Below are 26,473 nucleotides of genomic sequence, written 5' to 3'. Positions count from 1 at the left end.
TTGCCCCGGCATCAGCAGGACGCGAGCGCCCGCTCCTGTTTCACGCGCTCCTTGAGCGTGCCGGAAGCGTTGGGGTAGCGTTTGCCGATCTCGCCGAAGGTGGCGCAGGCAACATCACGCTGGTTGAGGCCGACCAGCGAGACGCCGAGCTTCAGCATCATGTCGGGAGCCTTCTTGGCCTTCGGGTAGTCCTTGCTCGCGGCGAGGAAAATCTCGGCCGCATCGCGGTACTTCTGCTGTCCAAGCAGCGATTCACCCAGCCAGTAATGCGCATCCGCCGACTTGGCGTCCTTCGGGAAACGCGTGATGTAGTCGCGGAACCCTTGCTCGGCGGTGCCGTAGTCGCCAGACAGGATAAACTGGTAGGAATTACGGTAAAGCTCGTCGGCGTTGTCCGTCTGCGGCAGCGCAGCCACGATCGAACCGCCGCTGGTGCCCGCCTGCGTGTTCACGGAAGGGCTGTTAAGCGAGGAACTGTCCCCGGTAGCGGTCGTCGATTGCGTGTTGCTGCCGGCATCGATCACATTGCCGTTCTTGTCGACGGTGATGGTGCCGAAGGTCTTGGGCGGCGCGCCAGTGCCTGTGCCGGGAATGACCTGGCCGGGATCGCCGGTTCCCGAATCGATGATGACATCCTCGACGGACGATCCCCCGGCGAGGTCGCCGGAGGTTGAAGGCTCTTCCGTGGCGGCCCCGGCAACCGAACCATCGGTCGCCTCGCCAGCATCGGACTTCTTCTGGGTGGCAGGTGCAGCGCCGCCCGAGCCCTCAAGCTGCTGCAGACGGAACTCATTGTCTTCCTGCTGCTTGCGGATCTGCTCCTGCATCTGCAGGATCTGGAAGTTGAGCTCCTCGACCCGGCCCGTCAGGGCGCGGATCTGCTCTTCCAGCCCGGCCGTGCCGGCCGACTGGGCAAGCTGCACATTGCTTTCCGTCTGGTTGTTCGAACCCTTGTTGCCGAACACGCCCGGCAAACCGATGCTGGGCAGATGGAAACCGCTATTGGCAGGCGCCGAAGTTGCAGTGCCGCTCGCCAGGGCTGCCGCCCCGGAAAAGAGCAACGCCGCCAGTGTGCCGCTCAGGATTGTTCTTAAATGCATAAGCCTCTCGCCGTGATGGTAAAAACCCCAATCGAACGCCTGTCCAAGCATTGAAGGGCAGGCGGGACCCGCTTCTAACAGGACGCGAGACTTCGGCCAAATTTTGTTTCGACCTTCACGAAACGAAAAAGGCGGCCCAAAGGCCGCCTTTCCGGTAAATTCTGTTGCATTTATGCCGATCAGGAACCGGCGCCACCCAGCGTGGTGACCGCGCGGCGGTTCTGCGACCAGCAGGAGATGTCGTCGCAAACCGCGACCGGACGTTCCTTGCCGTAGGAAATCGTCTTGATGCGGCCGGCATTGACGCCCTGTCCAGCCAGGTAATCGCGGGTGGCGGCAGCGCGGCGTGCGCCGAGCGCCAGGTTGTATTCGCGCGTTCCGCGCTCATCTGCGTGGCCTTCGACCACGATCGAATATTGCGAGTACTTGTTCAGCCACTGTGCCTGGCGGGCCAGCGTCTGCTGGGCGTCGGCGCGGATGGAGGTGGAATCGGTGTCGAAGAAGATGCGGTCGCCGATATTGACGGTGAAGTCCTGTGCCGAACCCGGCGTCGCTGCGCCCGCGCCGCCAAGGCCGAGGTCGCCTGCGTTGTTCGGCGATTTCTTCGAAGCACAGCCTGCGATCGCCAGCGAGGCGACCAGTGCGATCATGACCGGATTTGCTGCAAGTTTTGCGATACGGCGCATGCCGCCTCTCCTTCGCATTCGAGTGATTTCGTTGATCTGCCAGTAACCACGTTTGGGTTAACCGGCGTTCAAGAAACACGGTTAAAATTCAGTTTCAGCCGCCGTCCGCGGCCCTTTTCAAGCACTTGCTTCCCGCTGTAGGGCCAAATGCGGCCAAAAGGCGACAAAGCCTTGAAAAAGGGGCATTGCGCCCCCTTTTCGGGATAAACCATCTAGCCGGCGATTATTCCAGCAGCGGCGACCAGGCCGGGTCGGAGCCGTAGTTCGCCGTCGGGATCGGCTGCTCGTTGCGACCAGTCAGGTCGATGGAAAAAAGCTTCGGGCCACCACCGCCGGGTGAATCGCGGAAGAACATCAGCACGCGCCCGTTCGGAGCCCAGGTCGGGCCTTCCTGCTGGAAGCCGGACGACAGGATGCGCTCGCCCGAGCCGTCCGTGCGCATGACGCCGATCTGGAACTCGCCGCCGGATTGCTTGGTGAAGGCGATGAGGTCGCCGCGCGGCGACCAGACCGGCGTCGAATAGACGCCGTCGCCGAAGGAAATGCGGTTCTGGCCGGAACCGTCCGCGCCCATAAGGTAAATCTGCGCACGACCGCCGCGATCAGATGTGAACACGACCTGGCTGCCGTCCGGAGAATAGGACGGCGAGGTGTCGATGGCGGTCGAATTGGTCAGTCGCGTGGTGTTGCGGCTTCTCAGGTCCATGGCGAAGATGTTGGAATTGCCGTCGTCGCGCAGCAGGCTCATGATGACCTTCTGGCCATCGGGCGAAAAGCGCGGCGCAAACGTCATGCCGGGGAAGTTGCCGACCAGTTCACGCTGCCCGGTCTCGATCTGCAGCAGATAAACCTTCGGCTGGCCGCTTTCATACGACATGTAGGTGATTTCCTGCCGGTTCGGCGAGAAGCGCGGCGTCAAGACGATCGACTTGCCGTCGGAGAGGAAGCGCGCGTTGGCGCCATCCTGGTCCATGATGGCGAGCCGCTTCTTGCGCGCATTCTTAGCGCCCGACTCGTCGATATAGACGACGCGCGTATCGAAATAGCCCTTTTCGCCGGTCAACCGCTCATAGATGGCATCGGCAATGATGTGGGCGACGCGGCGGGTGTTGGTATCGTTGGCGAAGAACTGCTCGCCGGAAAGCTGCTGGCCGGCGAAGGTGTCCCACAACCGGTATTCCGCCCGCACGCGGCCGTCGGCTTCCTTGCTGACGCGGCCCGTTACCAGCGCCTGGGCGTTGATGACCTTCCAGTCATCGAAGCGCGGCGCGACATCGGGATTGGAGATCTTTTCGATGAACGCGCCCTTGTCGATCGGCGCAAACAGGCCTGAACGCTTGAGATCGGCGGTCACGATGCCGGAAATCTCCGCGCCCAGCGCATCGCCGGCGAGGAAATCGGTGATCGCGATCGGCAACGGCTCGATCGTGCCCTTGTTGACGTCGATTTCCACCAGCGCGTTCGCGGGGACGACGGCAAATCCGCCGATGCCGCCGGCGAGCGCGGCAGCCATGATCAGCGTTTTCAAGAGTTTCTTCATAAATTCAGCCTCGTTCTGTCCTGTCCAGGCGTATTGGTTGATGGCTTGGGATTCAGCCTTCTGAATCCACCTAGAACATGTCGCTCGGATCGAAATTCACCACGACTTCCGACCAGCTATCGTACTTGTCGGACGGAAGGTTGAAGGGCGCGCATTTCTGCACCGCCCGGACCGCGGATTCCGCTGCGGTTCTGCCCGGGCCCGACGCAGCGCCGCCCGCGATGATCTCCGGCCTGCCTTCCAGCACGCCGGAGGGGTCGAGATGGAAACGCACCGAAACCTTGAGCATCGCCGCGTCGTCCACGCCGGCCGGAATGCTCCAGCAGCCGCCAAGCTTCTGGCGCAGCGCGTCCATCTCGTTTTGCGACAGCCGGTTGCCGCCGGTCGACTTGTCGCCGCCAAGCGACGCTTCCTGGGTCGAGCGCTTTGCGCCGCCGCCGGACGGCTTTTGCTTGTTGAGCAGCGCAGCCACTTCGTCGGCGTTGAATTCCTTGTCTTCCGACTTCGGCTTCGATGCCGCTTCCTTGACCGGCTTTTCCGAATCCTTGCGGTCCGGCGCCTTGGCGGTTTCGGCCTCAGCCGGCTTCGGCCGCGGCTTCATCTCGGGAACCGGCGCGGAATCCGGCAGTTGCGCGGCCTCGGTCGGCTTCTGTTCGGCGGCAATCGCCTCGGCAACGGCATCCGGCTTCACGGCAGCCGTCTTTTCTTCGGTCGGCTGCTGCGGCGGATCAGGCTCCTTGACCGGGTCGGGCTTCACCTCTTGCTTGGGCTGCGGCACCGGCGTCACATCGGTGGCGGGAACCGGCTTCGGCTCTTCCTTGGGCTTTTGTACCTCTTCCGGCTTGGGCTGTTCCTTCGGCTCAGGCGCGGGCGGGGTTGCGGCAGCGGTATCGACCGGCTTCGGCTTTGCTTCCGGCGTGATCGGCTTCTTGGTGTCAACGCTGTTTTCGCCGACATCCTGGGCGTCCGCGACGATATCCGGACGCTTGGTCGGCACTGGCGCCGCCTTCTCCTTCATCGTCGCCTTCTTGTCACCCTGCTGGATCTGGGTGATTTCCTCGAGCGGCACGATATCGACAGGCAGCGCCTCGACGTCGGTTACCTCGAAGGCAGCCGGCGCCGACAGCGAAAACAGCCCGACAACGAGCACCGCCGCATGCATGACCACCGATGTCGTGAGGCCGACCTTCAAGATTGCTATTCCTGTTCCTGAAGCGTGACGAGGCCGAGGTTCTTGTAGCCGGCGGCCGAGATGCGGGCCATGACCTTCATCACCGTGCCGTAGTCGGCGGTCTTGTCGCCGCGCACATAGATGCGTTCCTCATAGCCTGTCTTGGAAATCGCCTCGAGCTTCGGCACCACCTCTTCGAGCGGGATTTCCGTTTCCTGCAGGTAGATCTGGCCGGTCTCGTTGACCGAGACGGTGATCGGCTGCGTGTCCGAATTCATCGGCTTGGCCTGCGTCTCCGGCAGGTCGATCGGCACGCCCACCGTCAACAGCGGCGCCGCCACCATGAAAATGATGAGCAGCACCAGCATGACGTCGACAAACGGCGTCACGTTGATTTCCGACATCAGCGTGTTGCGGCGGCCGCGCCTGCCGCGCCCGCCTCTGGCTCCACCGCCCGTACCTACTGACATTCCCATGATCGAACCTCAGGCTGCCTTGGCGACTTTTTCATCGATTTGGCGCGACAGTATGGCGGAGAACTCATCCGAGAAGCCCTCCATGCGCGCCGCCAGCTTGCCGGCATCCGATGACAGCTTGTTGTAGGCGATAACGGCCGGAATGGCCGCGAGCAGGCCGATTGCCGTGGCGAGCAGCGCTTCCGCGATACCGGGTGCGACAACCGCGAGGCTGGTCGACTTCGAACCAGCGATCGCCTGGAACGAGGTCATGATGCCGACGACGGTGCCGAACAGGCCGATGAACGGGGCTGCCGAGCCAATGGTGGCGAGGAAGCCCAGCCGGCCTTCCAGCCGTTCCATCTCGCGCGTCAGCGCAAGGTCCATCGCCTTGTCGATGCGGGTCTGCAGGCCGAGCGGCGACTTCGCGCCCTTCTCGAAGCTCTTCTTCCATTCGCGCATTGCGGCGACGAAGATCGAGCTCATGCCCGAGGTCTTGCGGTCGGCCAGCGTGCGGTAAAGCTCCTCCAGCGACTGCCCCGACCAGAAAATCTGCTCGAAGCGGTTGAGCGCCAGTTTCATGCGGCTGTACGAGATCACCTTGTCGACCACGATGGCCCAGGTCCAGATCGAGGCGCCGAGCAGGCCGATCATGACAAGCTTGACCACCCAGTTGGCCTGCATGAACAGAGCCCAGATCGACAGTTGCGCTGCCGGTTCGGCGAGAGCGATATTTTCCATCCTAACGTTCCTTAAAACTTCCCGGGCGTGGCTCTCTGCTAGCCCACGGCGCATTACCCCTTGTGGCCCGTACGCGCGAACCTGCCGGAAATGCCCCAAATAGCGCTGATAGCGGCCTTTTCAGGGCAAATCTTGGTGAAACGAAGGCGCACGATTCCCGTTAATTCTCATCAATCCGTTCATGAACCGTTATGGTTAAGGATGAGTTAGGGCCAAGGCGCTGAATGCAATCGCGCATTTGCGCTACGCCTTCGCCGCTTCGGGGTCACGGTCAGCCGGCTTCAGCGCCGCCTTTCGGCATGAATGCCACGATCCATTCCTTCGGAAAGCGGCGCGGCCGGCCATTTTCGCCGATGATCGCGGCCTCGACCTTGGCTTCCACTAGCACATCCCCGCCGCGCTTCAACTGCTGCGCCATGAAAATGCGCGCGCCAGATACCTCCAGCGTGCGCGTTTCCACGGTCAGAATATCGTCGATGCGGGCAGGCGCGTGGAAATCGATCTCCATGCGCCGCACCACCCAGACGATCTTCTCGCCATGTTTGCCGTCGGCAAGCTCGGTATGGTGGACACCCGCCAGCCGCAGGAAATCGGAACGGCCGCGCTCGAAGAATTCGAGATAGCGGGCATGGTAGACAACGCCGGAAAAATCGGTGTCGGCATAGTAGACGCGCGCCATCAGCCGGTGGCCGAACGGCGTCAGCGCCCCGGAAATGCCGGCTGTCAGGTCTTCCCCCGATTCACCATGAATGCCCATTGCGCTTTCCTTTTCATGCCCGCCAAGGCAGATGTCCTTCGCGATTTCGGACTGAGATGCGATGGCACCGTTGGGCGTGATGATCAAGGGCTTGGGGGCAGTTCTGTTGCTGCTCGCGGCGCTTGCGCTGCCCGCCAACGCTGCAACCTTCACCATGAAACGCGGCCTCAACCTCGATATCTGGACGACATGGCCCGGCGAAGACAAATGGGCCGACCGCGACGCGATCCTGCCCTATCCCGAATGGCGCAAGTTCCTCGCCGATGCCGATCTTGAAGCCCTGAAAGCCTCCGGCTTCGATTTTCTGCGCATGCCGGTCGATCCGGCCCCCTTCCTGTCCGCCAAGACCGTTGCGTTGCGCGACGATCTTTACGCGAGCGTGCTGGAATCGGCGCGCATGGTGAACCGCGCCGGCCTCAAGGTCGTGGTCGACCTGCATCTCATTCCAGCCGGCAGCAACCGCCGCGTGGGCATGGGCGAGGTCATGGCCGACCCCGCCTTGTTCGACGCCTATGTCGAGTTCGTGCGAAAGATGGCGGCCGCGCTCGCCGGCGAAGATCCGTCCAGGATTGCCTTCGAGCCGATGAACGAGCCGGTGGTGGATTGCGATGCGGACAACAGCCATTCCTGGCCGGACCGGCTGCAGCGCCTCTATGCGGCGGCGCGCGCCTCGGCGACCAAGCTTACGCTCGTGCTTTCCGGCGGCTGCTACGCCAGCGCCGAGGCTCTGTCCAAAGTCGATCCGTCGGCCATCGCTGACGACAACGTCATCTGGACGTTTCACTCCTACGATCCGTTCCTGCTCACCCATCAGGGCGCGACATGGGCCGGCGATTTCATTCCCTATGTCACCGGCCTGCCCTACCCTTTGACCGCCGTGCCGCGCGCCGATCTCGATGCCACGCTCGACATCATCCGCGCCCGCATCAAGGCGGAAGCCCCGTGGACCCGCCGCAACGGCCTGCTCGCCTATCTCGACGAACAGGTTGCCCTGGTCGATAGCGACGAAAAGCTGCTCAATGTCCTGGACGCGCCGTTCAGCAAGGCCGAGGCATGGGCCAAGGCCAACGGCGTCAAGCCGAAAAATATCACGCTTGGGGAATTCGGCATGATCAGGCAGGAATACGGCAACCTCCATGTCATGCCCGCCAGGTACCGCGCCGCTTACGCCCGCGACATGATCGCCCGCGCCGAAGCGCACGGCTTCTCGTGGTCGCTATGGGGATATGGCGGCGCCTTCGGTGTCGTCGAAGCTTTCGAAGGCAAGAAGGCCGAACCGGACGTGCTGGAGATGGTGAGAAAGCTGGCGAAATAAACTCACCGCTTTCCAGCGTACGCCGTTCTCCAAGGCGCAACTTTGAAAATTGAGGTAGGCTCGGTCCTTACCCCCACCCCTAACCCCTCCCCGCAAGGGGGAGGGGAATCCCGTCGCAGTCCGTCCTGAGCCAATCACCATTGAATTGATCCGGAGCGGCAACAACAAAGTCCCCCTCCCCCTTGCGGGGAGGGGTTAGGGGTGGGGGTAAACCCCATACGCGATGGCCACCGCTAGCGGATGGCAGCCACTTCACTCTTCCTGGAACAGGCTGATCTGCTGCTGGGCGAGGTCGGCCGGCGCATCGAGCCCCAGATGCCGCCACGCATTGGCAGTCAGCACGCGGCCGCGCGGCGTGCGCTGGATGAACCCCTGCTGGATCAGATACGGCTCAATGATGTCCTCGATGGCATCGCGCGGCTCCGAAAGCCCCGCCGCGATGGTCTCGACGCCAACCGGCCCGCCGCCGAAATTATTGGCGATCATCGACAGATACCGTCGGTCGAGCGCATCGAGGCCAAGCCCATCGACCTCAAGCCTCGACAGCGCCTCGTCGGCAATCCTGCGATCGACATGGCCGTCTCCGGCCACAGCCGCGAAATCGCGCACCCGCCGCAAAAGGCGTCCGGCAATGCGCGGCGTGCCGCGTGCGCGCCTGGCGATTTCCACCGCGCCGTCATCGCCGAGCGGCATGCCGAGGATGCGCGCGCCGCGCCGCACGATCAGTTCCAGCTCCTCGACGGTGTAGAAATTGAGCCGCACCGGAATGCCGAAGCGGTCGCGCAGCGGATTGGTGAGCAGGCCAAGCCGCGTCGTCGCCGCCACAAGCGTGAAGCGGGCGAGGTCGATCTTCACCGACCGCGCAGCCGGCCCCTCGCCGATGATCAGGTCGAGCTGGAAATCCTCCATCGCCGGATAGAGGATTTCCTCCACCGCCGGGTTCAGCCGGTGGATTTCGTCGATGAACAGAACGTCGCGGTCTTCGAGATTGGTCAGAAGCGCCGCGAGATCGCCCGCCTTGGCAATCACTGGCCCCGAAGTCGAACGGAAATTGACGCCCATTTCGCGTGCCATGATCTGCGCCAGCGTCGTCTTGCCGAGGCCCGGTGGTCCCACGAACAGCACATGGTCGAGCGCCTCGCCGCGCCCCTTGGCCGCCTCGATGAACACTTTGAGATTGGCGCGCGCCGCCGCCTGCCCGACAAACTCGTCCAGAACCTGCGGGCGCAAGGTCTGCTCGGCGTCCTCGCCGCGCTTTTCGGGTGTGATGAGACGGGGTGAAAGGCTCATTTACCTGTCCTGCCACGCCTGTCGCTTAGGGGCAAGCAAGGCCTCACCGCGCCAGTTCCTTCAGCCCGAGGCGGATCAGCTTGGCCGAATCGGCATCGTCGCCGGCAGCCTTCATGGCCGCAGCAACCGCATTGGCGGCGGTGTCGCGCGAGTAGCCGAGATTGACCAGCGCCGACACGGCATCCGCAATCGGAGCCGGAGCGACCCCTTCGCCAAGTTCCTGTTTCAAACCGATGGTGCCGGAAGCGGAGCCGGCATAGGCCGGTGCCTTGTTCTTGAGCTCGGTGACGATGCGCTCGGCCACCTTCTTGCCGACGCCCGGCGCGCGGCTCACCATGGCGATGTCGCGCAGCGCAATCGCATTGGCGAGATCGGCAGGTGCCAGCGTGGACAGGATCGCCAGCGCCACCTTGGCCCCGACGCCCTGCACATTGTTCATCAGGAGGCGGAACCACTCGCGCTCCAGCGCCGACTGGAAGCCATAGAGGCGGATCATGTCCTCGCGCACATAGGTCTCGATGAACAGCACGATGGCCTCGCCCGGCCCCGGCAGCGCGGCAAGCGTTCGCGCCGAACAGAAGGCGACGTAGCCGACGCCGTGGACATCGACGATGCAATGATCCTCGTCGATCTCGTCCAGCGTCCCCTTGAGCTTGCCGATCATGGTGTAACTTTCATGGGTGGGTATCGGGAGCGATCACGTCGACGGTCGGGAAATAGGTACGATAGCTGGCTGGATCGCGTGTCACGATCGGATAACCGCGCACGGCCGCATGTGCGCCGATGAGGAAATCCGGCAGAACCTGCTCGCGCCCGCCTCCGCGCAAGCGATAGAGGTGAAAAGCCTGCCCCGCGGCGAAGGCCGCTTCCCATGGCAGATGTTCACGCACAAATTCGTCCGGATCCAGAGCCGCCTCGACGGTTTCCATGTCCCGGTAGCGATAGCTGAATTCGGCGAAGATGATCGGATTGATCACCAGTTCGCCCGCATGTTGCTCGAGCTGCCCTTGCGACCAGTCCCTCCATTCCGGATCGTCATAGGCTATGTCGATCAAGACGTTGGTGTCGACCAGAACCGGCATATTACCGGTCCCGCGTGGCGCGCATCACGTCTTCTGCGCTGATTGTCGGATCGCCTGTTTTCTCCAGCTTCCTCAGCGCCACAAGAAATCGTTCAAGCCTTGCCTTGTTGGCAGCGGTCTCGGACCTTTCCGCAGATTCAATCACCAGCCTTCCACCCTCCAGATGTATCGACACATCTCCGTTCGGTCGGATGCCGGCAAGGTCGCGCAAATATTTGGGAATGGTGATCTGACCCTTCTCGGAAACGCGCATGGCCAACTCCCAATGCACGTCTCCAGAAAGTGCGTGCATAAAATCAAACAGCTAAAGCGCGCCGGACGAATCTGAGAGGTCGCAACACACCGTAGGACAACTTATTCCTACATATTCCAACTGACGGAACATGTCAAGAACATCAAGTGCCGATGCGTGCAATCGACGCCGGTTCTACCCGGCCAGCGCCATCCGGTAGGCCATACTCTGCCGGTGGTGGGCGTGGCAAATGGCAATCGCCAGCGCGTCGGCGGCATCTTCCGAATCGAAGACCGCCTTGGGCAACAGCACCTTGACCATCATATGGATCTGCTTCTTGTCGCCATGGCCGACGCCGATGACCGTCTTCTTGACCGCGTTCGGCGCATATTCGGCCACCGGCAGCCCGGCCTGCGCCGGCACCAGCATGGCGATGCCGCGCGCCTGCCCAAGCTTTAGCGTCGCCGTCGCGTCCTTGTTGACGAAGGTCTGCTCCACAGCCGCCTCGTGCGGCATCGCCGAATGCACCACCTGCGAAAGCCCGTCATGCAACTGGCAAAGCCGCGAGGCCAGGGAGAGTTTTTCGTCCGAGCGCACGGTTCCCGCCGCCACGAAATGCAGCGAATTGCCGAGGCTCTCGACGATGCCCCAGCCGGTGCGTCTCAGCCCCGGATCAATGCCGATGATACGAATCGCGTCCGCCATTTGCCCACTCTATCTGCCACCGGCAGACTTGCCAGCGATTTGTGAACAAACCGGAAACAAAGCTTGGGAAAAGCGGAGGCGGCTTTTGCCCGAATGGGCCTTGCGGCGTCAGCCGCGCGCGAAGGCGTGGTTGAGGAGCGAAATCTGGTCGGAAACCGGATTGCCGCGCCGGCCTTCCACCGGCAGCTTGGCGATGCCGCCGCCGTAGATTTCTTCGTCCATGCGCCGCACCAGCGATTGCAGGCGCAGCGAGCGCTTAACCAGATCGACGAAGTCTTCCGGCAATTCGTTCCAGCCGGCGGCATCCTCATGCGCCGAAACCGTGTCGAGGCGCACCTTGGATTTCTCCGAAGCCACCTGGTCGCGTGTCATTTCGCCGGAATTTGCCGCGCGTTGCAGCAAAAGCCACGAGGCGATCTGCATTAGCCTCGTCGTCAGCCGCATCGATTCCGCCGCATAAAGCGTCGCGGCTATGCGCGAAAGTTTCTTGGCTTCGGCCCGGCCCTTGCCGTCCAGATACTCGGCAGCCTCTTCGACCAGCCCCATGCCTTCATTGTAGAGCGGACGGAAGGATTGCGAGAAAACCCGGCGCTCGGCCAGCTTCACGGTGTTCATGCTTTCCTTCGAAAGTTCGTTCATCGGTACACCCTGTCCGCTGCAGCAGGCCGACTCTAAAAATGGCCGCCGCCGCGCTCACCCCGCTATACAATTTGAAAATGCGCCGCGTCTTCGTCCAAGGCAAGCACATGTTTAACAAAAGGTTAATATGAACAGGCTGACCCTTGCGGCAAGGTCAGCGCCCCGAAAAAAGGGCAAAAAAAGAGCCGCGGATGAGGCGGCTCTCAGGAGTTTAACAGGGAGGCGTCAAACAAAGTGGCTCCAACCACTCGGTAAGAATCCAGATAACTGGATGGGTATAGTAAACATCCGTAAAGCTTAATGATGCCTTAACGATACCGAGATTTTTTGTTTGAAATGCCGGTGATTTTGGTCTCCGGCTCCGCCTGCGCTTGCTGTCAGTTGCGGCCCCACAGCGCCGGCAGCGCGATGAAGGCAAACAGGAACATCGCCGCGTAGAAGCCCATCGAGGCGATCGCCACCAGCGGTTCGATGCTCTCATGGCCGCCAAGCAAAATGAACAGACCGACGAGAAGCAGGATGCCGCTCACCGCCGTCAGCCAGAAATGAATGGTGGCCAGCGTCTTGGCCGCCACCGCCGGAAACAGGTGGTAGAAGAACGCGAAGACCGCCGACATCAGCCAGCCCGCCACCATGGTGTGCGCGTGCGTCGGCATTTGCGAATGGTCCTGGCTGATCGACATGGAAAGCCCGATCGCCATCCCGCACAGCGCGTAGATGATGGCCAGTGTAAAGAAATTGCGTGATACGCCTTGCATGACAGTTGCTCCCGATTGCCTTTTCCCCCGCGGGAATGGGTGACGGATGCGCGAAACGATTGTTTTGAATTGATGAAACCCTGCTTGCAGACCACGCCTTTGCTCAAGGCTGCTGCAAGCTCCGTCCCTCCCACGTACATGTACGATAGCTAAAATCCGTGATTTCCGCAACGTAAACGAAGCGGAAACTCAGCCGGCTTTCGTCATCTCGCGCAGGCGGAACTTCTGGATCTTGCCGGTCGAGGTCTTGGGAATCTCGGCGAAGATGATCGCCTTCGGTACCTTGAAGCGCGCCAGGAGGCTGCGGCAGTGCTCGATGATGTCGGCCTCGCTTGCCGTCCTGCCCGGCTTCAGCTCGACATAGGCCACCGGCACCTCGCCCCATTTGTCGTCGGCGCGGCCCACCACGCCGCAGGCGGCAACGGCAGCATACTTGTAGAGTACATCCTCGACCTCGATCGAGGAAATGTTCTCGCCGCCCGAGATGATAATGTCCTTCGAGCGGTCCTTGATCTGGATGTAGCCGTCGGGATGCATGACGCCGAGGTCGCCGGAATGGAACCAGCCGCCGAAAAATGCCTCATCGCTGGCCGCCCGGTTCTTCAGATAGCCCTTCATGACGATATTGCCGCGGAACATCACCTCGCCGATGGTCGTACCATCGGCCGGCGTCGCCTGCATCGTCTCGGGATCGATCACCGACAGATCTTCCAGCGCCGCGTAGCGCACACCCTGCCGCGCCTTCATCGCCGTGCGCGCGCCCTTGTCCAGCCCGTCCCACTCCTCGTGCCATTCATTGACCACCGCCGGACCATAGGTCTCGGTCAACCCGTAGAGATGGGTGACCTCGAACCCGGCATCGGCCATGCCCGAAAGCACCGCTTCCGGCGGCGGGGCGGCCGCCGTGTTGAACGACACGGTTTGCGCAAACGTGCGCTTGTCCTCTTCCGGCGCATTGATCAAAAGCGACATCACGATCGGCGCACCGCACAGATGCGTGACGCCATGGTCGGCGATTGCCGCATACATCTGTTTTGCCCGCACCCAGCGCAGGCACACATGCGTGCCAGCCTGCACGGCCAGCGTCCACGGAAAGCACCAGCCGTTGCAGTGGAACATCGGCAGCGTCCACAGATAGACGCAATGCTTGCCCATGCCGGCATGGATGGTGTTGGTGTAGGCCATCAGCGCGGCACCGCGATGATGGTAGACGACGCCCTTCGGGTTGCCTGTGGTGCCGGAGGTGTAGTTCAGCGAAATCGCGTCCCATTCGTCGTCCGGCATCGACCAGGCGAAATCCTCGTCGCCCGCAGCCACGAATTCTTCATAGTCGCGGCTGCCGATCCGCGCGCCCTTCGGATAAGGCGCATCGGCCGGATAGTCCGGATCGTCATAGTCGATGACCAGCGGCTTGACCTTGGCGAGCCCCAGCGCCTCCTTCACCACGCCGGAAAACTCGCGGTCGACGATCAAAACCTTCGTCTCGGCATGGTCGAGTTGGAAGGCGATGATCGCCGCATCGAGCCGCGTGTTCAGGCAATGCAGCACCGCCTTCACCATCGGCACGCCGAAATGCGCCTCCAGCATTGCCGGCGTGTTGGACAGCATCACCGTCACCGTATCGCCCTTGCCGATGCCTTCCCCGGCCAGCGCCGAGGCAAGCTTGAGCGAGCGCCGCCAGAAATCGCGGTAGCTGATGCGCTGGCTGCCGTGGATGATGGCGATATGCGCGGGAAACACCTTCGCCGCCCGCTCGAGATAGGTCAGCGGCGTCAGGTTCTGATAGTTGGCCGGATTCTTGTCGAGGTCGCGCTCGAAGGAACTTCCCATCCCATTCTCCCCAACTGGTAGTCGCTGCTCTAAGCACACGAGACGGCCTGCGTCATTTCTACATTAGATCAACAAGCCCGTCCCACAACAGCTTGAGCGCCACCAGTCCCACCGTGGCGTAGGTGAAGGGATAAAACACTTCCGGCTTCATGCGCCGCACCAGAAAGGCCCCGGCAAGCGTCGCCAGCGGAGCCAATGGCGCCAGCGCCAGCGAGGCTGTCAAATTGGTGGTGTCGAACTGGCCGAGCGCGAAATAGGGCACCAGCTTGATGGCATTGGTGATCGCGAAAAACAGCGTAGAAGTCCCCGACAGCACTTTCGGGTCGAGCCGGATCGGCAGCGCATAGACCTGGAACGGCGGCCCGCCGACATGGGCGACGAAACTGGTGAAGCCGGCCACCGCGCCCCAGAAGGCGGCGGCGATGCGGTTCGGCTGGGCGGCATGGTCGGCCCCGTGCCGCAGCAAAAGATAAAGCCAGCGCAGCACGAAGACGATGGCGACGGCCCCAACGATCAGCCGCACCATGTCCTGCGTCACCAGCGCGGCTGTCAGCCAGCCAAGGCCGATGCCGGCGATCGAGCCCGGCAACATGTCGATCAGCATCCTGCGGTCATAGACGCCCCGCCACGTCCAAACCGCGGCAACGTCCATCAGGCACAGGATCGGCAACAGGATTGCGGCGGCCTGCACCGGCGGCATGGTCAGCGCCATCAAAGGCACGCCGACGAAGCCGACCGCGCCGCCAAAGCCGCCCTTCGACAGGCCGACCAGAAGCACGGCCGGAATGGCCGTGGCGTAGAACCATGGATCGAGCAGAAGGTCCGTCATTGGGCGATTGTGTTTGAGGTCGGACGCAATCATTAGCCGAAATTCCGGCCCGTCGCGACCGCAAAACTTGCGCCCCCCGCCGGCCATGCGCCTGTTCAACAACGACGCTTTGCTCTATGCCGCAATGCAACCAACTTCGCCCCGCATAGGCGATTGCCGGAACCGACTGCCATGAACCCAGATACGCCACCCAATCGCTGCCGCATCGTGCTGATCGCACCGCCCGCCCTCAAGGCCGACCGCCTCGCCGAAGCCTTGCAGGGCGGCGACGTCGCCTCGCTCATCCTGCCGCAAGGCGAGATGGACGAAGCCGCCTTCCAGGCAATGGCCGAAAAACTCGTCCCGCTCGCCCAGAAGGCGGGTGCCGCCGCCATCATTGCCGGCGACAGCCGCATCGCCGGCCGCGTCCACGCCGACGGTATCCACATCGAAGGCTCGAGGCCCGACCTCGCCGACGCCATCGAGCGCCTGCAAGACAGGATGATGGTCGGCACCGGCGGCGTCAAAACCCGCGACGACGCGCTCGATCTCGGCGAAGAACGGCCCGACTACATGTTCTTCGGCCGCTTCGGCTTCGACACCACGCCAGAGCCGCACAAGCGCAACCTGGCGCTCGGCGCCTGGTGGGCGGAAATGATCGCCGTGCCGTGCATCGTTCTCGGCGGCAATGACGTCGCTTCGGTCGAACAGGTCGCTCAGACCGGCGCAGAATTCGTTGCGCTGTCCGCCGCAGTCTTTGCCGATGGCGTCGATGCGCGCGCAGCTATTGCCAAGGCAAATGCGCTGCTCGACGAAACCGCCCCACGCTTCGAGGACTGATGATGGCGCGTCGCTTGGCACTGGCTTCGGTTTTGGTCTGCGCCTGCCTCGCAAGTGCGGCCGCCGAAACCGTTCCCGCCACGACAGCGTCAACTCCCGCGCCGGAAGCCCCGGCGGCGCAGGCTCCTGCAACGCAGTCTCCCACCACTCAGGCTCCAGCAACCGAGGCCCCAGCGAAAAAAACTCCGGCGGCGCAAACCCCGGCTCCCGCCGCAAAGAGCGACAAGCCGGCCATGCCGAACCTGCCGCAGCCCGCTACGACCGTATCGCCCGGCCCTTTGCCCTCGGCTGACGGCCTCGACCCCGCCCGCTTCGGCGCACGCCCGGCGGATGAAGCCTACGGCGCTTATCAGCGCGGCCTCTACAAGACCGCCTACAACCTCGCTTTGCCGCGCGCCCAAAACGGCGATCCGGCGGCGCAGACCCTTCTCGCCGAAATCCTGTCGCGCGGTCTCGGCGTGCCGGTCAACGCAGCCGAAGCGGCAAAATGGTACTCCGCCGCAGCCGAGCGCGGCATTCCGGAAGCGCAGTTTCAATATGCCTTGATGCTGCTTGACGGCCGCTTCGTGACGAAGGACGAAAAGCAGGCCTACGCGCTGATGCAGGCTGCTGCCGAGGCTGGAAATCCGCTGGCGCAGTTCAATTTCGCCCAGTTGCTGGTCAAGGAAGATTCCGGCGATGCCGGCTTGGCGCGGGCCGTCTCCTATTACGAGCGCGCCGCCGATGCCGGCGTTGCCGACGCCCAATATGCGATGTCGCAGATTTACGCCAACGGTGCCGGCGGCCGGAAAAAGGACGACGCGCAGGCGTTGCTGTTCCTTGCGAGAGCCGCGCGCCAGAACTACGACACCGCCCAGCTCGACCTCGGTGAATGGCTGATCGAGGGGCGCGGCGGCAAGCGCGACCTGAAGGCCGGCTTCGGCTGGATGCTGGCTGCCGCCAATGGCGGCAACGTTGCCGCCCAGAACCGTCTGGCCAAGCTCTATATGGGCGGCATCGGCACCGAGCCGGACGCCATCCTCGCCGGGGCATGGTACATTGTCGCCCGCCGCGCCGGCCTGATCGATTCCGAGATGGAAGACTTCATGCACGGCTTGACCGACGACGAAACCAAAAAGGCCCTGCAACGCGCAAACCGCCTGCCCTGACCGTGCATCGGGGCCGCATCTCTTGCCTCTTTCGGTGAAGTGTGGTCTTGGAAGCGCCGAAATCGCCGCTTTCGGCGATCACCCCACTTCGGACCCAGATAAATCATGGCCAAGATCAGCGGCAGCGAAATTCGCCCCGGCAGCGTCGTCGAACACGATGGCGGACTGTGGGTGGCGGTCAAGACCAATACGGTAAAGCCCGGCAAGGGCGGCGCCTACAACCAGGTCGAACTGAAAAACCTCATCAACGGCACCAAGCTCAACGAGCGTTTCCGTTCGGCGGAAACCGTCGAGCAGGTCGATCTCGAATACAAGGATTTCTCCTTCCTCTACGAGCAGGGCGACGCGCTTGTCTTCATGGACACCGAAAGCTACGAACAGCTCGAGCTGCAGAAGGATTTCGTCGGCGAACGCGCCGCCTTCCTGCAGGACGGCATGATGGTGACGGTGCGCCTCTACGGCGAAAGGCCGATCGGCGTGTCCCTGCCCGATCAGGTCGTGCTCACCATCACCGAGGCCGATCCGGTCGTGAAGGGCCAGACGGCGGCCTCGTCCTACAAGCCCGCCGTGCTCGAAAACGGCATCCGCGTGTTGGTGCCGCCGTTTATCGCGGCAGGCGAGCGCATCCTCGTCGATACCAACGAGATCACCTACCTGCGCCGCGCCGACTAGTTTCGCGCAGCGCAAGACAGAACCGGAGACTTTCCTGAAATGGCGCGCTCGGCGATCCTCAACGTCATGGTCCAGGCCGCAATGAAAGCCGGCCGCTCGCTTTCGCGCGATTTCGGCGAGGTGCAGAACCTCCAGGTTTCGCTGAAAGGCCCCGGCGACTACGTCAGCCAGGCCGACCGCAAGGCCGAGGACATCATCTTCGCCGAACTGTCGAAGGCGCGTCCCGGATATGGCTTCCTGATGGAAGAGCGCGGCGCGGTCGCAGGCGACGACGACCAGCATCGCTGGATCGTCGATCCGCTCGACGGCACCACCAACTTCCTGCACGGCATTCCGATGTTCTCGATCTCCATCGCGCTGGAGCGCCAGGGCCAGATCGTCGCCGGCGTCATCTACAATCCCGCCCTGGACGAGCTTTACACCGCCGAGCGCGGCGGCGGCGCTTACGTCAATGACCGCCGCTTGCGCGTCGCGGCCCGCAACAAGCTCACCGACGCCGTCATCGGCTGCGGCGTGCCCCATCTTGGCCGCGGCCATCACGGCAACTTCCTCATCGAGCTGCGCAACGTCATGGCCGAGGTCGCGGGCATTCGCCGCATGGGTTCGGCAGCCCTCGACCTTGCCTATGTCGCCGCCGGCCGCATGGACGGCTTCTGGGAAGCCAATCTTTCGGCATGGGACATCGCCGCCGGCCTGTTGATGGTGCGCGAAGCAGGCGGCTTCGTCTCCGACATGGATGGCGGGCAGGCCATGCTTGACGACGGAACCGTCGTGGCCGGCAACGAAGCAATCCACCGCACGCTTCTCAAGACGCTCAAGAAGCCGCTTGCGCCGCGTTCATAGCGGCGAGCGCTTTCAACGTCTGCAAGCACCACTTTCAATTTTGCCGGAATTCCGTTTAGAGTCCTGACGCGGCGGAATCGGATGGAACACGCATGTCTTTTCTAAGATCGTTTGGAATTGGCGGAAGCTCGGACGTGCTGAACTACGACCCGCACAAGCTGTCCAGCCCCCAGGTCTTCCTGCTGACCATGGTCATCTTCCTGGCCATTGTCGGCTTCATCGCCATTATCCTCACGCGCCAGATCCAGGCCGCCTTCGTCACCAATCCCGGCCTCAACGGCCTGATCCTTGGCGTTCTCATCGTCGGCATCCTGCTGGCGTTCGCCCAGGTGGGCCGCCTGTTTCGCGAAGTGCGCTGGGTCAACTCCTTCCGCGCCGGGTCCGAAACGACCGAGCCGGTGCTGCTGGCGCCGATGAAGGCGATGCTCGGCCGCTCGGCCTCGATGGCCTTTTCCACCAGCTCCATGCGCACCATGCTGGATTCGATCGCGACCCGTCTCGACGAAAGCCGCGATACCTCGCGCTATCTCGTCGGGCTCCTGATCTTCCTCGGCCTGCTCGGCACCTTCTGGGGCCTGCTCCACACCATCGGCTCCATCGGTGAGACCATCCAGTCGCTCGACCCCGGCACCGGCGATTCCGCTTCGGTTCTCGAAGCCTTGAAGCAGGGGCTTGCCGCGCCGCTGTCCGGCATGGGCACCGCCTTTTCGTCATCGCTGTTCGGCCTGTCCGGCTCGCTGGTGCTGGGCTTCCTCGACCTGCAGTCCGGCCGTGCCCAGAACCGCTTCTATACCGAGCTTGAAAACTGGCTCTCCTCGGTCACCGACCTGTCGTCGGACATCGCCGTTCCCGAAGGCTTGAAGGCGGAAACCTCCGACGAAATCCGCGCGCTTTCTGAGCGCCTGCGCTCGATGCAGGAAACCGGTGGTTCAAATCCGCGCGTGGCAACGGCCATGGCCAACCTCGCCGACGGCATTTCCGGCCTGGTCAAGAACATGCGCTCCGAGCAGCAGATCATGCGCGATTGGGTCGAGGCCCAGTCGGATGAGCAGCGCGCCATGCGTGAAACGCTGGACAAGATCGCCGACGCCCTGAAGAAGCAAGGGGTCAACTAGACCATGCTGCTGTCGGGTTGGGCCATTTTGCCGGAGTTGGTTCGCGGCAAGGTCGAGGGGTTCGGTGAAGGTCGTACCGGTAGTACGGCCGAGCCGAAGCCCGAAGGATTTGACACGAACCGGGCCGGTAGCATGGTCCAAACTGGCGGGAGCATGGTCTGATGGCCTTGGCTCGCGGGCGTCGCAGCGACCGCCACATCGATTACTGGCCGGGCTTCGTCGACGCCCTGTCGACGCTCCTGCTTGCCATCATGTTCCTGCTCTCGGTCTTCGTGCTGGCGCAGTTCCTCTTGAGCCGTGAGATTTCCGGCAAGGACGAAGTCCTCAACCGGCTGAATTCGCAGATCAACGAACTCACCCAGTTGCTGGCGCTCGAAAAGGGCAACACCCAGGATGCGCAGGACGCACTGGCCAACCTGCAGGCGTCGCTGTCCGCCGCAGAAGCAGAAAAGAGCCGGCTCGAACAGCTGCTTTCGCAAGGCGCAGGCGCCGATACCGCCGCCAATGCCCGCGCCGACCAGCTTACCGGCGAGCTCGACAGCCAGCGCCAGATCAGCCAGCGCGCGCTGTCGCAGGTCGAATTGCTCAACCAGCAGATTTCCGCGTTGAGGAAGCAGATCGCGGCGCTTGAACAGGCGCTCGACGTCTCCGAACAGCGCGACCGCGAATCCAACACCAAGATCGCCGACCTCGGCCGTCGCCTCAACGTCGCGCTCGCCCAGCGCGTTCAGGAACTGAACCGCTACCGCTCCGACTTCTTCGGGCGACTGCGCGAAATCCTCGCCGACCGCGAAAATATCCGCATCGTCGGCGACCGCTTCGTCTTCCAGTCGGAAGTGCTGTTCCCGACCGGCTCCGACCAGATCAACGATGCCGGCCAGGTCGAGATGAAGAAGCTCGCCGACGCCATCATCGAATTGCAGAAGGAAATCCCGCCCGAGATCAACTGGGTGCTGCGCGTCGATGGCCATACCGACACCAAGCCCTTGTCCGGCACCGGGCGCTACAAGGACAATTGGGAGCTTTCCAGCGCGCGCGCCACCTCGGTGGTGAAGCTGCTCATCGCCAACGGCGTGCCCGCCAACCGGCTTGTCGCCGCCGGCTTCGGCGAGTTCCAGCCGCTCGACGAGGCCGACACCGACGAGGCCCGCACCAGGAACCGCCGCATCGAGCTCAAGCTGACCGAACGCTGACGGGGCGGCGTCCGGTTGGCGAAAAGAGCATGCCGAGATTCGGTTTAGGGTCTCAAATAAGGCCGGCAAGGCCGCCCATAATTATCTTTTTGTAATTACACTTTGCCGCCCGCCGCTCCTAGCTTGGCCTCGGACCGGGAACCGCCGGCGGTGCCCCCAACACCGCGACCCGACGGGACCGGACGGTCCATGCAGCAATGGCTATCCAGGCCTTGCTTCAAAAAGGAGACGCAAAGATGCGCTCTTTCCTGATACCCACAATCGCACTTGCCTCAATTCTGGCGGCAACACCTCTTGCAGCCGCCTATGCCGCCGGCCATGGCGCATCGCCTGCCGGCAACGACGACCACACCACCAGGCTGGACGAGCAGATGACGCCCACCGCTCACGGCGCACGCCTCACCAACATCCTCAACGACCTGCAAGGCATCGACCAGGGCATTGCGGACGCCCGGCAGGAGAAACGGATCACGCCCGCCACCGCCCGCAGCCTGCAAGTAGAGGCTTCGACCATCGGCGCATCGGCTGAACGCGTTGCCCGCGCCGACCACGGCCGCGTGCCCAATCCGCAATATCGCAAGTTGATCGGCCAGATCGACAATCTCGATCAGGCGCTCCTCACCGACACCGGAAGCGGCTTTTCGATGAACGACCATGACGGCGGCATGGCCTATCCGAACGGCTGACGCTGATTGACCGTTGCCGCTACCAGCCGGCCCACAACAGGGCGAGGCCAAGCACGGCCGGCACGGTCTGTATGAAAAGGATTTTTCTCGATGCGGTCGCCGCGCCGTAGAGCCCGGCGATCGCCACGCACAAAAGGAAAAACACCTTTACCTGAAAGCCCGCCGTGCCAAGATAAAGCCCCCATATCAGCCCGGCGACGAGGAAGCCGTTGTAGAGCCCCTGGTTGGCCGCGAGCACCTTCGACGCCTTGGCGAAGTCCGGCGTCAGTTTGAACGCCTTGTGGCCACGCGGCGTGTCCCATGCCGCCATTTCCAGATAGACGATGTAGAGGTGGATGAGAGCGACCAGTCCGACCACGATATTGCCAAGCATGGCGTCTCTCCCTCAATCTTCGCTCATCTCAACACGGCCCGCCCGGCCATTGCAAGCCTGCGCCCGCGGAAGCTTTCGGGGCTTGCCAATCGCGCCGCGCCGGGGTCTCTTCGCTCTATCAGATTGACGGAATCGCACCATGTCCTTCGCCAAACTCGACGACCTCGGCCACAAGCTCGAAGCGCTCGAACACGCGCTAGCCATCCTCGGCGCCGACGAGGCCACCCACATGGCCGTCGGCGGCGGCGAAAAGCGCGCTGAAGCGATGGCCGCCCTTGCCGGCATGTACCATCGCCAGGCGGCGGCACCCGAAATTGCCAACTGGATCGACGCCGCCAAGAGCGAAAGCCTGAACGACGAGCAAAAGGCAGCGCTTGGTGAGTTCGAACGCCACTACACCAACCTCACCTGCCTGCCGGCCGAATTCGTCGAGCGCCAGACGGCGGCGCGCATGCGTTCAGAACAATTGTGGCGCGACCTGCGCGCCAAGGGCGACTGGTCCTCGTTCCAGCCGGCGCTGGAAGGCATCGTCGCGCTGGTGCGCGAGGAAGCTGCCATGCGCGCCGATGCGCTCGGCCTCGATCCGTATGACGCGCTGATGGAGCAATATGATCCCGGCAATCGCACAGCCGGCATCACGCCCGTCTTTGCCGAATTGAAAACCTTCCTGAAGGGGTTCGTGCCGAAGGCTTTGGCCGCACAGCAAGAGCGGCTGGCCAAGCGGCCATTGAAGCCGCTCTCCGGCACCTACGCAATCGACAGGCAGCGCGAGCTTGGCCTTGCCATGATGGCCGCCGTCGGCTTCGATCTCACCCACGGCAGCCTGTCTGTGTCACATCATCCCTTCTGCGGCGGCGTGCCGAGCGACGTGCGCATCACCACCCGCTACAGGACCGACGAATTCCTTTCGGCGATGATGGGCGTGCTGCACGAGACCGGCCACGCGCTTTACGAGCAGAACCTGCCGCAGGCCTGGGCGCACTGGCCGCTCGGCAAGGCGCGCGGCATGGCCATCCATGAAAGCCAGAGCCTGTTCGTGGAAAAGCAGCTCGGCCGCAACCCCGCCTTCTGGCGCTGGGCGCTGCCTATCGTCGAAAAGCATCTCGGCGAAGACTGGTCGATGGACGACATCCTGCCGCATATCCTCCATGTCGAGCGCGGCCTGATCCGCGTCGATGCCGACGAGGTCACCTATCCGCTCCACGTCATCTTGCGCTACGAACTGGAGCAGGATCTCGTTTCAGGCCGCCTCGACGTCGCCGACCTGCCGGAAGCCTGGGATGCCGGCATGCGCGACTATCTCGGCCTCTCCACCATCGACAGTCCGGCCGACGGCCCGATGCAGGACGTCCATTGGCCAGGCGGAGCCTTCGGCTATTTCCCGTCCTATACGCTGGGCGCGATGATGGCGGCGCAGCAATGGGCTGCGCTGTTGCGCGACCGTCCCCAGACAAACGACGACATCGCCAAGGGCGATTTCTCGAGCGTCAACGAATGGCGGCGCGAGCGCATCTGGTCACAGGGTTCGCGCTGGTCGACGCCCGGCCTGCTTGAACGCGCCACCGGCGAAGCGCTCGAAGCCCGCCACTTCATCGACCATCTCGAACAGCGTTACGGAACCGCCTGAATCTTGCGGTCCGAGAACGCTCCGGCCCCGGCGTCGAACTGCAGACGGGCCAGCCGCGCATAAAGCCCGCCCTTGGCGACGAGGCTGGAATGCGTGCCTTCCTCGACGATACGGCCATCGTCCACCACCAGAATGCGGTCGGCCTTCAGCACGGTCGCCAGCCGGTGCGCGATGACCAGCGTCGTGCGTCCCCGCATCAGGTGTTCAAGCGCTTCCTGCACCAGCGTCTCGCTAGTCGCATCGAGCGCCGAGGTGGCCTCGTCGAGCAGGAGGATCGGCGCGTCGCGCAGGATGGCGCGGGCAATGGCGATGCGTTGCCGCTGGCCGCCCGACAGCATCACGCCGCGTTCGCCCACCTCGGTTTCGTAGCCCCTATCCAGCTTGAGGATGAACTCGTCGGCAAGCGCCGCTTTCGCCGCTGCCACTATATCCGCATCCGATGCACCCGGCCTGCCGAAGGCGATGTTGTCGCGCACGCTGGCGGCAAAGATCGTCACGTCCTGCGGCACGATCGCCATGCGCTGGCGAAGCTGTATTGGATCGGCATCGCGCACATCAATACCGTCGACCCTGACCGAGCCCGTCTCGGGATCGTAAAAGCGCAGGATCAGCGAAAAGATCGTGCTCTTGCCGGCACCCGAAGGGCCGACGATCGCAACCGTCTCGCCCGGCTTCACCGAAAAATCCAACTCGTGCACGGCAGCCCGGTCCGGCCGCGCCGGATAGGAGAAGGAAACCTTGTCGAAGCTGATCGTCCCTTGCGCCACCGTCGGCAGCGGCTTCGGGTTTGCCGGCGCCTCGACATGCGGCTCCTCGTCCAGAAGCTCGGTCAAACGCTCTGCTGCGCCCGCCGCCTGCGAAAGCTCGCCCCACACTTCCGACAGTGCGCCGAGCGCCCCGGCGGCAAACACCGCATAAAGCAGGAACTGGCCGAGCGTGCCGGGCGACAATACGCCTGACAGCACGTCGCGCGAACCGAACCACAGGACAGCCACCACAGAGGCGAAGATCGTGAAGATCGCAACGAAGGTCAAAAACGCCCGCGCCAGCACCGATGAGCGCGCCGCTGCAAACGCGCTTTCGACCGCAGCGCCGAACCTTCCCGTCACCAGCCCTTCATTGGTGAACGCCTGCAAGGTGCGCACCGCGCCAATCTGCTCGCTGGCATAGGCGGTGGCGTGCGCCAGCGTATCCTGCGCAATACGCGACTTGCGCCGCACCGAGCGGCCAAAGCCGACCAGCGGTAGCACGATCAGGGGAATGGCAGCGATGACGAGGCCGGACAGCTTCGGGCTGGTCACCACCATCATCGCCAGCGCGCCGAGGCCGAGGATGACATTGCGGAGCGCAACGGATGCCGTCGCACCGACCGCGGATTTTATCTGGGTCGTATCGGCTGCCAGCCGCGAGACGATTTCGCCAGACTGCACCTGGTCGAAGAATGCCGGCGACAGCGTGGTAACGTGCGAGAACACGTCGCGGCGGATATCCGAGACAACGCGCTCGCCCAGCGTGATGACGAAATAGTAGCGGCCGGCCGAAGCCAAGGCCAGCAATGCCGCCATCAGCACGAGCATCGAAAAATATTCTGAAATGAAGGTCGAATCGGCGCCGGAAAACCCGTGGTCGATCATGCGCCGCACGGCCAGCGGCACGGCAAGCGTCGTCACCGCAGCCAGCACCAGCGAGATCATCGCCCCGATCACCAGCTTGCGATAACGGCCGATATAGGGGAAAAGGCGCCGCAGCGGCTTCAGAGAGCGGCTGCGCTCGTCTGCGCTTTCTGTTCGCGCCATGTGCTGTTTCCCTGTCCAAGCCCGTTACAGGACATCAATATGCCTTTTACTCGACCTTGTGATTCAATTTCGGTTGATGTATAGGCACGCCGACCGTTTTAGAGGCCGCGGCTTTTGAATAGCTGCGGCTTCGAGTTTTAGAAAGAGGCGCTTCGACGCAGGCCATCCGGTCGCTGCTGCGCCACCAGATCAGGAAAAGTGCGATGAAGGCCGATATCCATCCCGACTACCACACCATCAAGATCGTCATGACCGACGGCACCGAGTACAACACGCGCTCGACCTGGGGCAAGGAAGGCGACACGATGAACCTCGACATCGACCCGACCACGCACCCGGCCTGGACCGGCGGCCAGCAGACGCTGCTGGATCGCGGCGGCCGTCTGTCCAAGTTCAAGAAGCGCTTCGAGGGCTTCGGTCTCTGATACCGGCGAAAAGCCGGTAAAGAAAAACCCGCCTTCGAGGCGGGTTTTTTTTGTTTGTGCCGGATCGCCGGGTTCAGCAAAACCATCGACGTCATCCCGGCCAAGGGAGCGACAGCGACCGCGAGCCGGGATCCATTCCGTGGCAGGGCAGGATAACACTCCGGCAGTCCCTCCTGATCCGGTAAGCCCAGACCTTTTAGGAAGGCGTCTTGCGGTCCGCATGGCCGAGATCGCGGCCCGGATCGATCACGTCGCGCACCAGTTGCTTGAGCTTGGCGGCTTCGGGAAAGCCGCCGTCGCGCTTTCGTTCCCATATCAGCTCGTCATTGCAGGTGATGGAAAACACGCCGCCGGTGCCGGGCACCAGCACCACTTCGCCAAGTTCGGTGCCGAATGTGGACAGCAGTTCCTGCGCCATCCAGCCGGCGCGCAACAGCCACTGGCACTGGGTGCAGTAGGTGATGCGGATGATTGGACGCTCGGTTGTAGCCACGGAAATCCTGAAAACTGAACGAGCCTGAACAGTCGGAGCAGAATAGGGTCAGATCCGGGTCAGGGCGAGGCGAGAATGGCAGGATTCGAGAACCGGAGCGGAGCGTACATTAGGTACGTGAGCACCGGAAGCGCAGAAGCCTGCTATTCGCAG

29 protein-coding genes are annotated in these 26,473 nt (G+C 63.0%); 10 read left to right on the top strand and 19 right to left on the bottom strand.

Going from position 1 to position 26,473, the window contains the following annotated elements; all coding sequences use genetic code 11:
* Positions 1 to 11 precede the first annotated feature (11 nt).
* From ybgF to ybgC, 7 genes are all read right to left on the bottom strand, one after another.
* The gene (ybgF, locus tag ACODTY_RS01520) at positions 12 to 1,100 is read right to left on the bottom strand and encodes a tol-pal system protein YbgF (protein WP_488992521.1); all 1,089 of its coding nucleotides are present in this window, start codon (positions 1,098 to 1,100) and stop codon (positions 12 to 14) included.
* A gap of 179 nt (positions 1,101 to 1,279) precedes the next feature.
* Positions 1,280 to 1,786: a peptidoglycan-associated lipoprotein Pal gene (gene pal / locus ACODTY_RS01515; protein WP_488992520.1), complete on the bottom strand. Its 507-nt coding sequence runs from the start codon at positions 1,784 to 1,786 to the stop codon at positions 1,280 to 1,282.
* Positions 1,787 to 2,009: 223 nt separating this feature from the next.
* Positions 2,010 to 3,299, bottom strand: coding sequence for a Tol-Pal system beta propeller repeat protein TolB (gene tolB, locus ACODTY_RS01510; RefSeq protein ID WP_488992634.1), 1,290 nt, complete (start codon positions 3,297 to 3,299; stop codon positions 2,010 to 2,012).
* A 97-nt stretch (positions 3,300 to 3,396) separates the two neighbouring features.
* Positions 3,397 to 4,518, bottom strand: coding sequence for a cell envelope integrity TolA family protein (locus ACODTY_RS01505; RefSeq protein ID WP_488992519.1), 1,122 nt, complete (start codon positions 4,516 to 4,518; stop codon positions 3,397 to 3,399).
* A gap of 5 nt (positions 4,519 to 4,523) precedes the next feature.
* Entirely contained in the window at positions 4,524 to 4,973 is a 450-nt protein-coding gene (gene tolR, locus ACODTY_RS01500) for a protein TolR (RefSeq protein ID WP_488992518.1), read from the bottom strand.
* Between the two features lie 9 nt (positions 4,974 to 4,982).
* Positions 4,983 to 5,693 carry a protein TolQ gene (tolQ, locus tag ACODTY_RS01495; protein ID WP_488992517.1) on the bottom strand — a complete coding sequence of 237 codons (711 nt, stop codon included), beginning with the start codon at positions 5,691 to 5,693 and terminating at the stop codon, positions 4,983 to 4,985.
* Between the two features lie 271 nt (positions 5,694 to 5,964).
* Positions 5,965 to 6,450: a tol-pal system-associated acyl-CoA thioesterase gene (gene ybgC, locus ACODTY_RS01490; protein ID WP_488992516.1), complete on the bottom strand. Its 486-nt coding sequence runs from the start codon at positions 6,448 to 6,450 to the stop codon at positions 5,965 to 5,967.
* Positions 6,451 to 6,511: 61 nt separating this feature from the next.
* On the opposite strand from ybgC, the gene ACODTY_RS01485 reads away from it, so the two are divergent.
* Positions 6,512 to 7,765, top strand: coding sequence for a glycoside hydrolase family 5 protein (locus ACODTY_RS01485; protein ID WP_488992515.1), 1,254 nt, complete (start codon positions 6,512 to 6,514; stop codon positions 7,763 to 7,765).
* 252 nt (positions 7,766 to 8,017) lie between these two features.
* Here ACODTY_RS01485 and ruvB read toward each other — a convergent pair whose 3' ends face one another.
* From ruvB to ACODTY_RS01440, 9 genes are all read right to left on the bottom strand, one after another.
* Positions 8,018 to 9,055 carry a Holliday junction branch migration DNA helicase RuvB gene (gene ruvB, locus ACODTY_RS01480; RefSeq protein ID WP_488992514.1) on the bottom strand — a complete coding sequence of 346 codons (1,038 nt, stop codon included), beginning with the start codon at positions 9,053 to 9,055 and terminating at the stop codon, positions 8,018 to 8,020.
* 43 nt (positions 9,056 to 9,098) lie between these two features.
* Positions 9,099 to 9,719, bottom strand: a complete 621-nt coding sequence (gene ruvA / locus ACODTY_RS01475; RefSeq protein WP_488992513.1) for a Holliday junction branch migration protein RuvA — start codon at positions 9,717 to 9,719, stop codon at positions 9,099 to 9,101.
* A gap of 10 nt (positions 9,720 to 9,729) precedes the next feature.
* The gene (locus ACODTY_RS01470) at positions 9,730 to 10,137 is read right to left on the bottom strand and encodes a type II toxin-antitoxin system VapC family toxin (RefSeq protein ID WP_488992512.1); all 408 of its coding nucleotides are present in this window, start codon (positions 10,135 to 10,137) and stop codon (positions 9,730 to 9,732) included.
* A gap of 1 nt (position 10,138) precedes the next feature.
* The gene (locus ACODTY_RS01465) at positions 10,139 to 10,390 is read right to left on the bottom strand and encodes an AbrB/MazE/SpoVT family DNA-binding domain-containing protein (protein WP_488992511.1); all 252 of its coding nucleotides are present in this window, start codon (positions 10,388 to 10,390) and stop codon (positions 10,139 to 10,141) included.
* A 174-nt stretch (positions 10,391 to 10,564) separates the two neighbouring features.
* Complete coding sequence (gene ruvC, locus ACODTY_RS01460) at positions 10,565 to 11,074, bottom strand: crossover junction endodeoxyribonuclease RuvC (protein WP_488992510.1); 510 nt, start codon at positions 11,072 to 11,074, stop codon at positions 10,565 to 10,567.
* Between the two features lie 108 nt (positions 11,075 to 11,182).
* Positions 11,183 to 11,713 (bottom strand): protease adaptor protein RcdA, encoded by a 531-nt coding sequence (gene rcdA / locus ACODTY_RS01455; protein ID WP_488992509.1) that lies wholly within the window; start codon positions 11,711 to 11,713, stop codon positions 11,183 to 11,185.
* A 377-nt stretch (positions 11,714 to 12,090) separates the two neighbouring features.
* Positions 12,091 to 12,471 carry a hypothetical protein gene (locus ACODTY_RS01450; RefSeq protein WP_056238388.1) on the bottom strand — a complete coding sequence of 127 codons (381 nt, stop codon included), beginning with the start codon at positions 12,469 to 12,471 and terminating at the stop codon, positions 12,091 to 12,093.
* Positions 12,472 to 12,660: 189 nt separating this feature from the next.
* Positions 12,661 to 14,301 (bottom strand): acyl-CoA synthetase, encoded by a 1,641-nt coding sequence (locus ACODTY_RS01445; RefSeq protein WP_488992508.1) that lies wholly within the window; start codon positions 14,299 to 14,301, stop codon positions 12,661 to 12,663.
* A 58-nt stretch (positions 14,302 to 14,359) separates the two neighbouring features.
* Positions 14,360 to 15,130 (bottom strand): sulfite exporter TauE/SafE family protein, encoded by a 771-nt coding sequence (locus ACODTY_RS01440; protein ID WP_488992507.1) that lies wholly within the window; start codon positions 15,128 to 15,130, stop codon positions 14,360 to 14,362.
* 171 nt (positions 15,131 to 15,301) lie between these two features.
* On the opposite strand from ACODTY_RS01440, the gene ACODTY_RS01435 reads away from it, so the two are divergent.
* From ACODTY_RS01435 to ACODTY_RS01405, 7 genes are all read left to right on the top strand, one after another.
* Entirely contained in the window at positions 15,302 to 15,949 is a 648-nt protein-coding gene (locus ACODTY_RS01435; protein ID WP_488992506.1) for a thiamine phosphate synthase, read from the top strand.
* Complete coding sequence (locus ACODTY_RS01430; RefSeq protein ID WP_488992505.1) at positions 15,949 to 17,097, top strand: tetratricopeptide repeat protein; 1,149 nt, start codon at positions 15,949 to 15,951, stop codon at positions 17,095 to 17,097. The genes ACODTY_RS01435 and ACODTY_RS01430 overlap by 1 nt, the downstream gene beginning before the upstream one ends.
* A gap of 105 nt (positions 17,098 to 17,202) precedes the next feature.
* Positions 17,203 to 17,769 (top strand): elongation factor P, encoded by a 567-nt coding sequence (gene efp / locus ACODTY_RS01425; protein WP_488992504.1) that lies wholly within the window; start codon positions 17,203 to 17,205, stop codon positions 17,767 to 17,769.
* Positions 17,770 to 17,808: 39 nt separating this feature from the next.
* Positions 17,809 to 18,612, top strand: a complete 804-nt coding sequence (locus tag ACODTY_RS01420) for an inositol monophosphatase family protein (protein WP_488992503.1) — start codon at positions 17,809 to 17,811, stop codon at positions 18,610 to 18,612.
* Between the two features lie 92 nt (positions 18,613 to 18,704).
* Positions 18,705 to 19,727, top strand: a complete 1,023-nt coding sequence (locus ACODTY_RS01415; protein WP_488992502.1) for a MotA/TolQ/ExbB proton channel family protein — start codon at positions 18,705 to 18,707, stop codon at positions 19,725 to 19,727.
* A gap of 161 nt (positions 19,728 to 19,888) precedes the next feature.
* The gene (locus tag ACODTY_RS01410) at positions 19,889 to 20,920 is read left to right on the top strand and encodes a peptidoglycan -binding protein (protein WP_488992501.1); all 1,032 of its coding nucleotides are present in this window, start codon (positions 19,889 to 19,891) and stop codon (positions 20,918 to 20,920) included.
* Between the two features lie 236 nt (positions 20,921 to 21,156).
* Positions 21,157 to 21,606 carry a hypothetical protein gene (locus ACODTY_RS01405; RefSeq protein WP_488992500.1) on the top strand — a complete coding sequence of 150 codons (450 nt, stop codon included), beginning with the start codon at positions 21,157 to 21,159 and terminating at the stop codon, positions 21,604 to 21,606.
* A 19-nt stretch (positions 21,607 to 21,625) separates the two neighbouring features.
* Here ACODTY_RS01405 and ACODTY_RS01400 read toward each other — a convergent pair whose 3' ends face one another.
* On the bottom strand, positions 21,626 to 21,979 hold the full coding sequence (locus ACODTY_RS01400) for a DUF1304 domain-containing protein (RefSeq protein ID WP_488992499.1): 354 nt from the start codon (positions 21,977 to 21,979) through the stop codon (positions 21,626 to 21,628).
* A gap of 139 nt (positions 21,980 to 22,118) precedes the next feature.
* On the opposite strand from ACODTY_RS01400, the gene ACODTY_RS01395 reads away from it, so the two are divergent.
* The gene (locus ACODTY_RS01395) at positions 22,119 to 23,606 is read left to right on the top strand and encodes a carboxypeptidase M32 (protein WP_488992498.1); all 1,488 of its coding nucleotides are present in this window, start codon (positions 22,119 to 22,121) and stop codon (positions 23,604 to 23,606) included.
* Here ACODTY_RS01395 and ACODTY_RS01390 read toward each other — a convergent pair.
* Positions 23,591 to 25,402, bottom strand: a complete 1,812-nt coding sequence (locus ACODTY_RS01390) for an ABC transporter transmembrane domain-containing protein (RefSeq protein WP_488992497.1) — start codon at positions 25,400 to 25,402, stop codon at positions 23,591 to 23,593. The two genes, ACODTY_RS01395 and ACODTY_RS01390, sit on opposite strands and share 16 nt — an antisense overlap.
* A 203-nt stretch (positions 25,403 to 25,605) precedes the next feature.
* Between ACODTY_RS01390 and rpmE the strand changes: the two genes are divergently transcribed.
* On the top strand, positions 25,606 to 25,827 hold the full coding sequence (gene rpmE, locus ACODTY_RS01385) for a 50S ribosomal protein L31 (protein ID WP_488992496.1): 222 nt from the start codon (positions 25,606 to 25,608) through the stop codon (positions 25,825 to 25,827).
* Positions 25,828 to 26,023: 196 nt separating this feature from the next.
* On the opposite strand, the gene ACODTY_RS01380 is transcribed toward rpmE, so the two are convergent.
* Positions 26,024 to 26,320 (bottom strand): Rdx family protein, encoded by a 297-nt coding sequence (locus ACODTY_RS01380; RefSeq protein ID WP_488992495.1) that lies wholly within the window; start codon positions 26,318 to 26,320, stop codon positions 26,024 to 26,026.
* Positions 26,321 to 26,473 lie beyond the last annotated feature (153 nt).

The organism is Mesorhizobium sp. FG116, assembly GCF_057809835.1.
Note: the sequence above shows the minus strand (reverse complement) of the source record. Positions and strands in the feature narration are given on the sequence as shown.

What these genes read in the sequence shown, in the direction of transcription:
- ybgF (WP_488992521.1), bottom strand. Translation starts at nt 1,100, where the DNA reads ATGCATTTAAGAACAATCCTGAGCGGCACACTGGCGGCGTTGCTCTTT.
- pal (WP_488992520.1), bottom strand. Translation starts at nt 1,786, where the DNA reads ATGCGCCGTATCGCAAAACTTGCAGCAAATCCGGTCATGATCGCACTG.
- tolB (WP_488992634.1), bottom strand. Translation starts at nt 3,299, where the DNA reads ATGGCTGCCGCGCTCGCCGGCGGCATCGGCGGATTTGCCGTCGTCCCC.
- tolR (WP_488992518.1), bottom strand. Translation starts at nt 4,973, where the DNA reads ATGGGAATGTCAGTAGGTACGGGCGGTGGAGCCAGAGGCGGGCGCGGC.
- tolQ (WP_488992517.1), bottom strand. Translation starts at nt 5,693, where the DNA reads ATGGAAAATATCGCTCTCGCCGAACCGGCAGCGCAACTGTCGATCTGG.
- ybgC (WP_488992516.1), bottom strand. Translation starts at nt 6,450, where the DNA reads ATGGGCATTCATGGTGAATCGGGGGAAGACCTGACAGCCGGCATTTCC.
- ACODTY_RS01485 (WP_488992515.1), top strand. Translation starts at nt 6,512, where the DNA reads ATGGCACCGTTGGGCGTGATGATCAAGGGCTTGGGGGCAGTTCTGTTG.
- ruvB (WP_488992514.1), bottom strand. Translation starts at nt 9,055, where the DNA reads ATGAGCCTTTCACCCCGTCTCATCACACCCGAAAAGCGCGGCGAGGAC.
- ruvA (WP_488992513.1), bottom strand. Translation starts at nt 9,719, where the DNA reads ATGATCGGCAAGCTCAAGGGGACGCTGGACGAGATCGACGAGGATCAT.
- ACODTY_RS01470 (WP_488992512.1), bottom strand. Translation starts at nt 10,137, where the DNA reads ATGCCGGTTCTGGTCGACACCAACGTCTTGATCGACATAGCCTATGAC.
- ACODTY_RS01465 (WP_488992511.1), bottom strand. Translation starts at nt 10,390, where the DNA reads ATGCGCGTTTCCGAGAAGGGTCAGATCACCATTCCCAAATATTTGCGC.
- ruvC (WP_488992510.1), bottom strand. Translation starts at nt 11,074, where the DNA reads ATGGCGGACGCGATTCGTATCATCGGCATTGATCCGGGGCTGAGACGC.
- rcdA (WP_488992509.1), bottom strand. Translation starts at nt 11,713, where the DNA reads ATGAACGAACTTTCGAAGGAAAGCATGAACACCGTGAAGCTGGCCGAG.
- ACODTY_RS01450 (WP_056238388.1), bottom strand. Translation starts at nt 12,471, where the DNA reads ATGCAAGGCGTATCACGCAATTTCTTTACACTGGCCATCATCTACGCG.
- ACODTY_RS01445 (WP_488992508.1), bottom strand. Translation starts at nt 14,301, where the DNA reads ATGGGAAGTTCCTTCGAGCGCGACCTCGACAAGAATCCGGCCAACTAT.
- ACODTY_RS01440 (WP_488992507.1), bottom strand. Translation starts at nt 15,130, where the DNA reads ATGACGGACCTTCTGCTCGATCCATGGTTCTACGCCACGGCCATTCCG.
- ACODTY_RS01435 (WP_488992506.1), top strand. Translation starts at nt 15,302, where the DNA reads ATGAACCCAGATACGCCACCCAATCGCTGCCGCATCGTGCTGATCGCA.
- ACODTY_RS01430 (WP_488992505.1), top strand. Translation starts at nt 15,949, where the DNA reads ATGATGGCGCGTCGCTTGGCACTGGCTTCGGTTTTGGTCTGCGCCTGC.
- efp (WP_488992504.1), top strand. Translation starts at nt 17,203, where the DNA reads ATGGCCAAGATCAGCGGCAGCGAAATTCGCCCCGGCAGCGTCGTCGAA.
- ACODTY_RS01420 (WP_488992503.1), top strand. Translation starts at nt 17,809, where the DNA reads ATGGCGCGCTCGGCGATCCTCAACGTCATGGTCCAGGCCGCAATGAAA.
- ACODTY_RS01415 (WP_488992502.1), top strand. Translation starts at nt 18,705, where the DNA reads ATGTCTTTTCTAAGATCGTTTGGAATTGGCGGAAGCTCGGACGTGCTG.
- ACODTY_RS01410 (WP_488992501.1), top strand. Translation starts at nt 19,889, where the DNA reads ATGGCCTTGGCTCGCGGGCGTCGCAGCGACCGCCACATCGATTACTGG.
- ACODTY_RS01405 (WP_488992500.1), top strand. Translation starts at nt 21,157, where the DNA reads ATGCGCTCTTTCCTGATACCCACAATCGCACTTGCCTCAATTCTGGCG.
- ACODTY_RS01400 (WP_488992499.1), bottom strand. Translation starts at nt 21,979, where the DNA reads ATGCTTGGCAATATCGTGGTCGGACTGGTCGCTCTCATCCACCTCTAC.
- ACODTY_RS01395 (WP_488992498.1), top strand. Translation starts at nt 22,119, where the DNA reads ATGTCCTTCGCCAAACTCGACGACCTCGGCCACAAGCTCGAAGCGCTC.
- ACODTY_RS01390 (WP_488992497.1), bottom strand. Translation starts at nt 25,402, where the DNA reads ATGGCGCGAACAGAAAGCGCAGACGAGCGCAGCCGCTCTCTGAAGCCG.
- rpmE (WP_488992496.1), top strand. Translation starts at nt 25,606, where the DNA reads ATGAAGGCCGATATCCATCCCGACTACCACACCATCAAGATCGTCATG.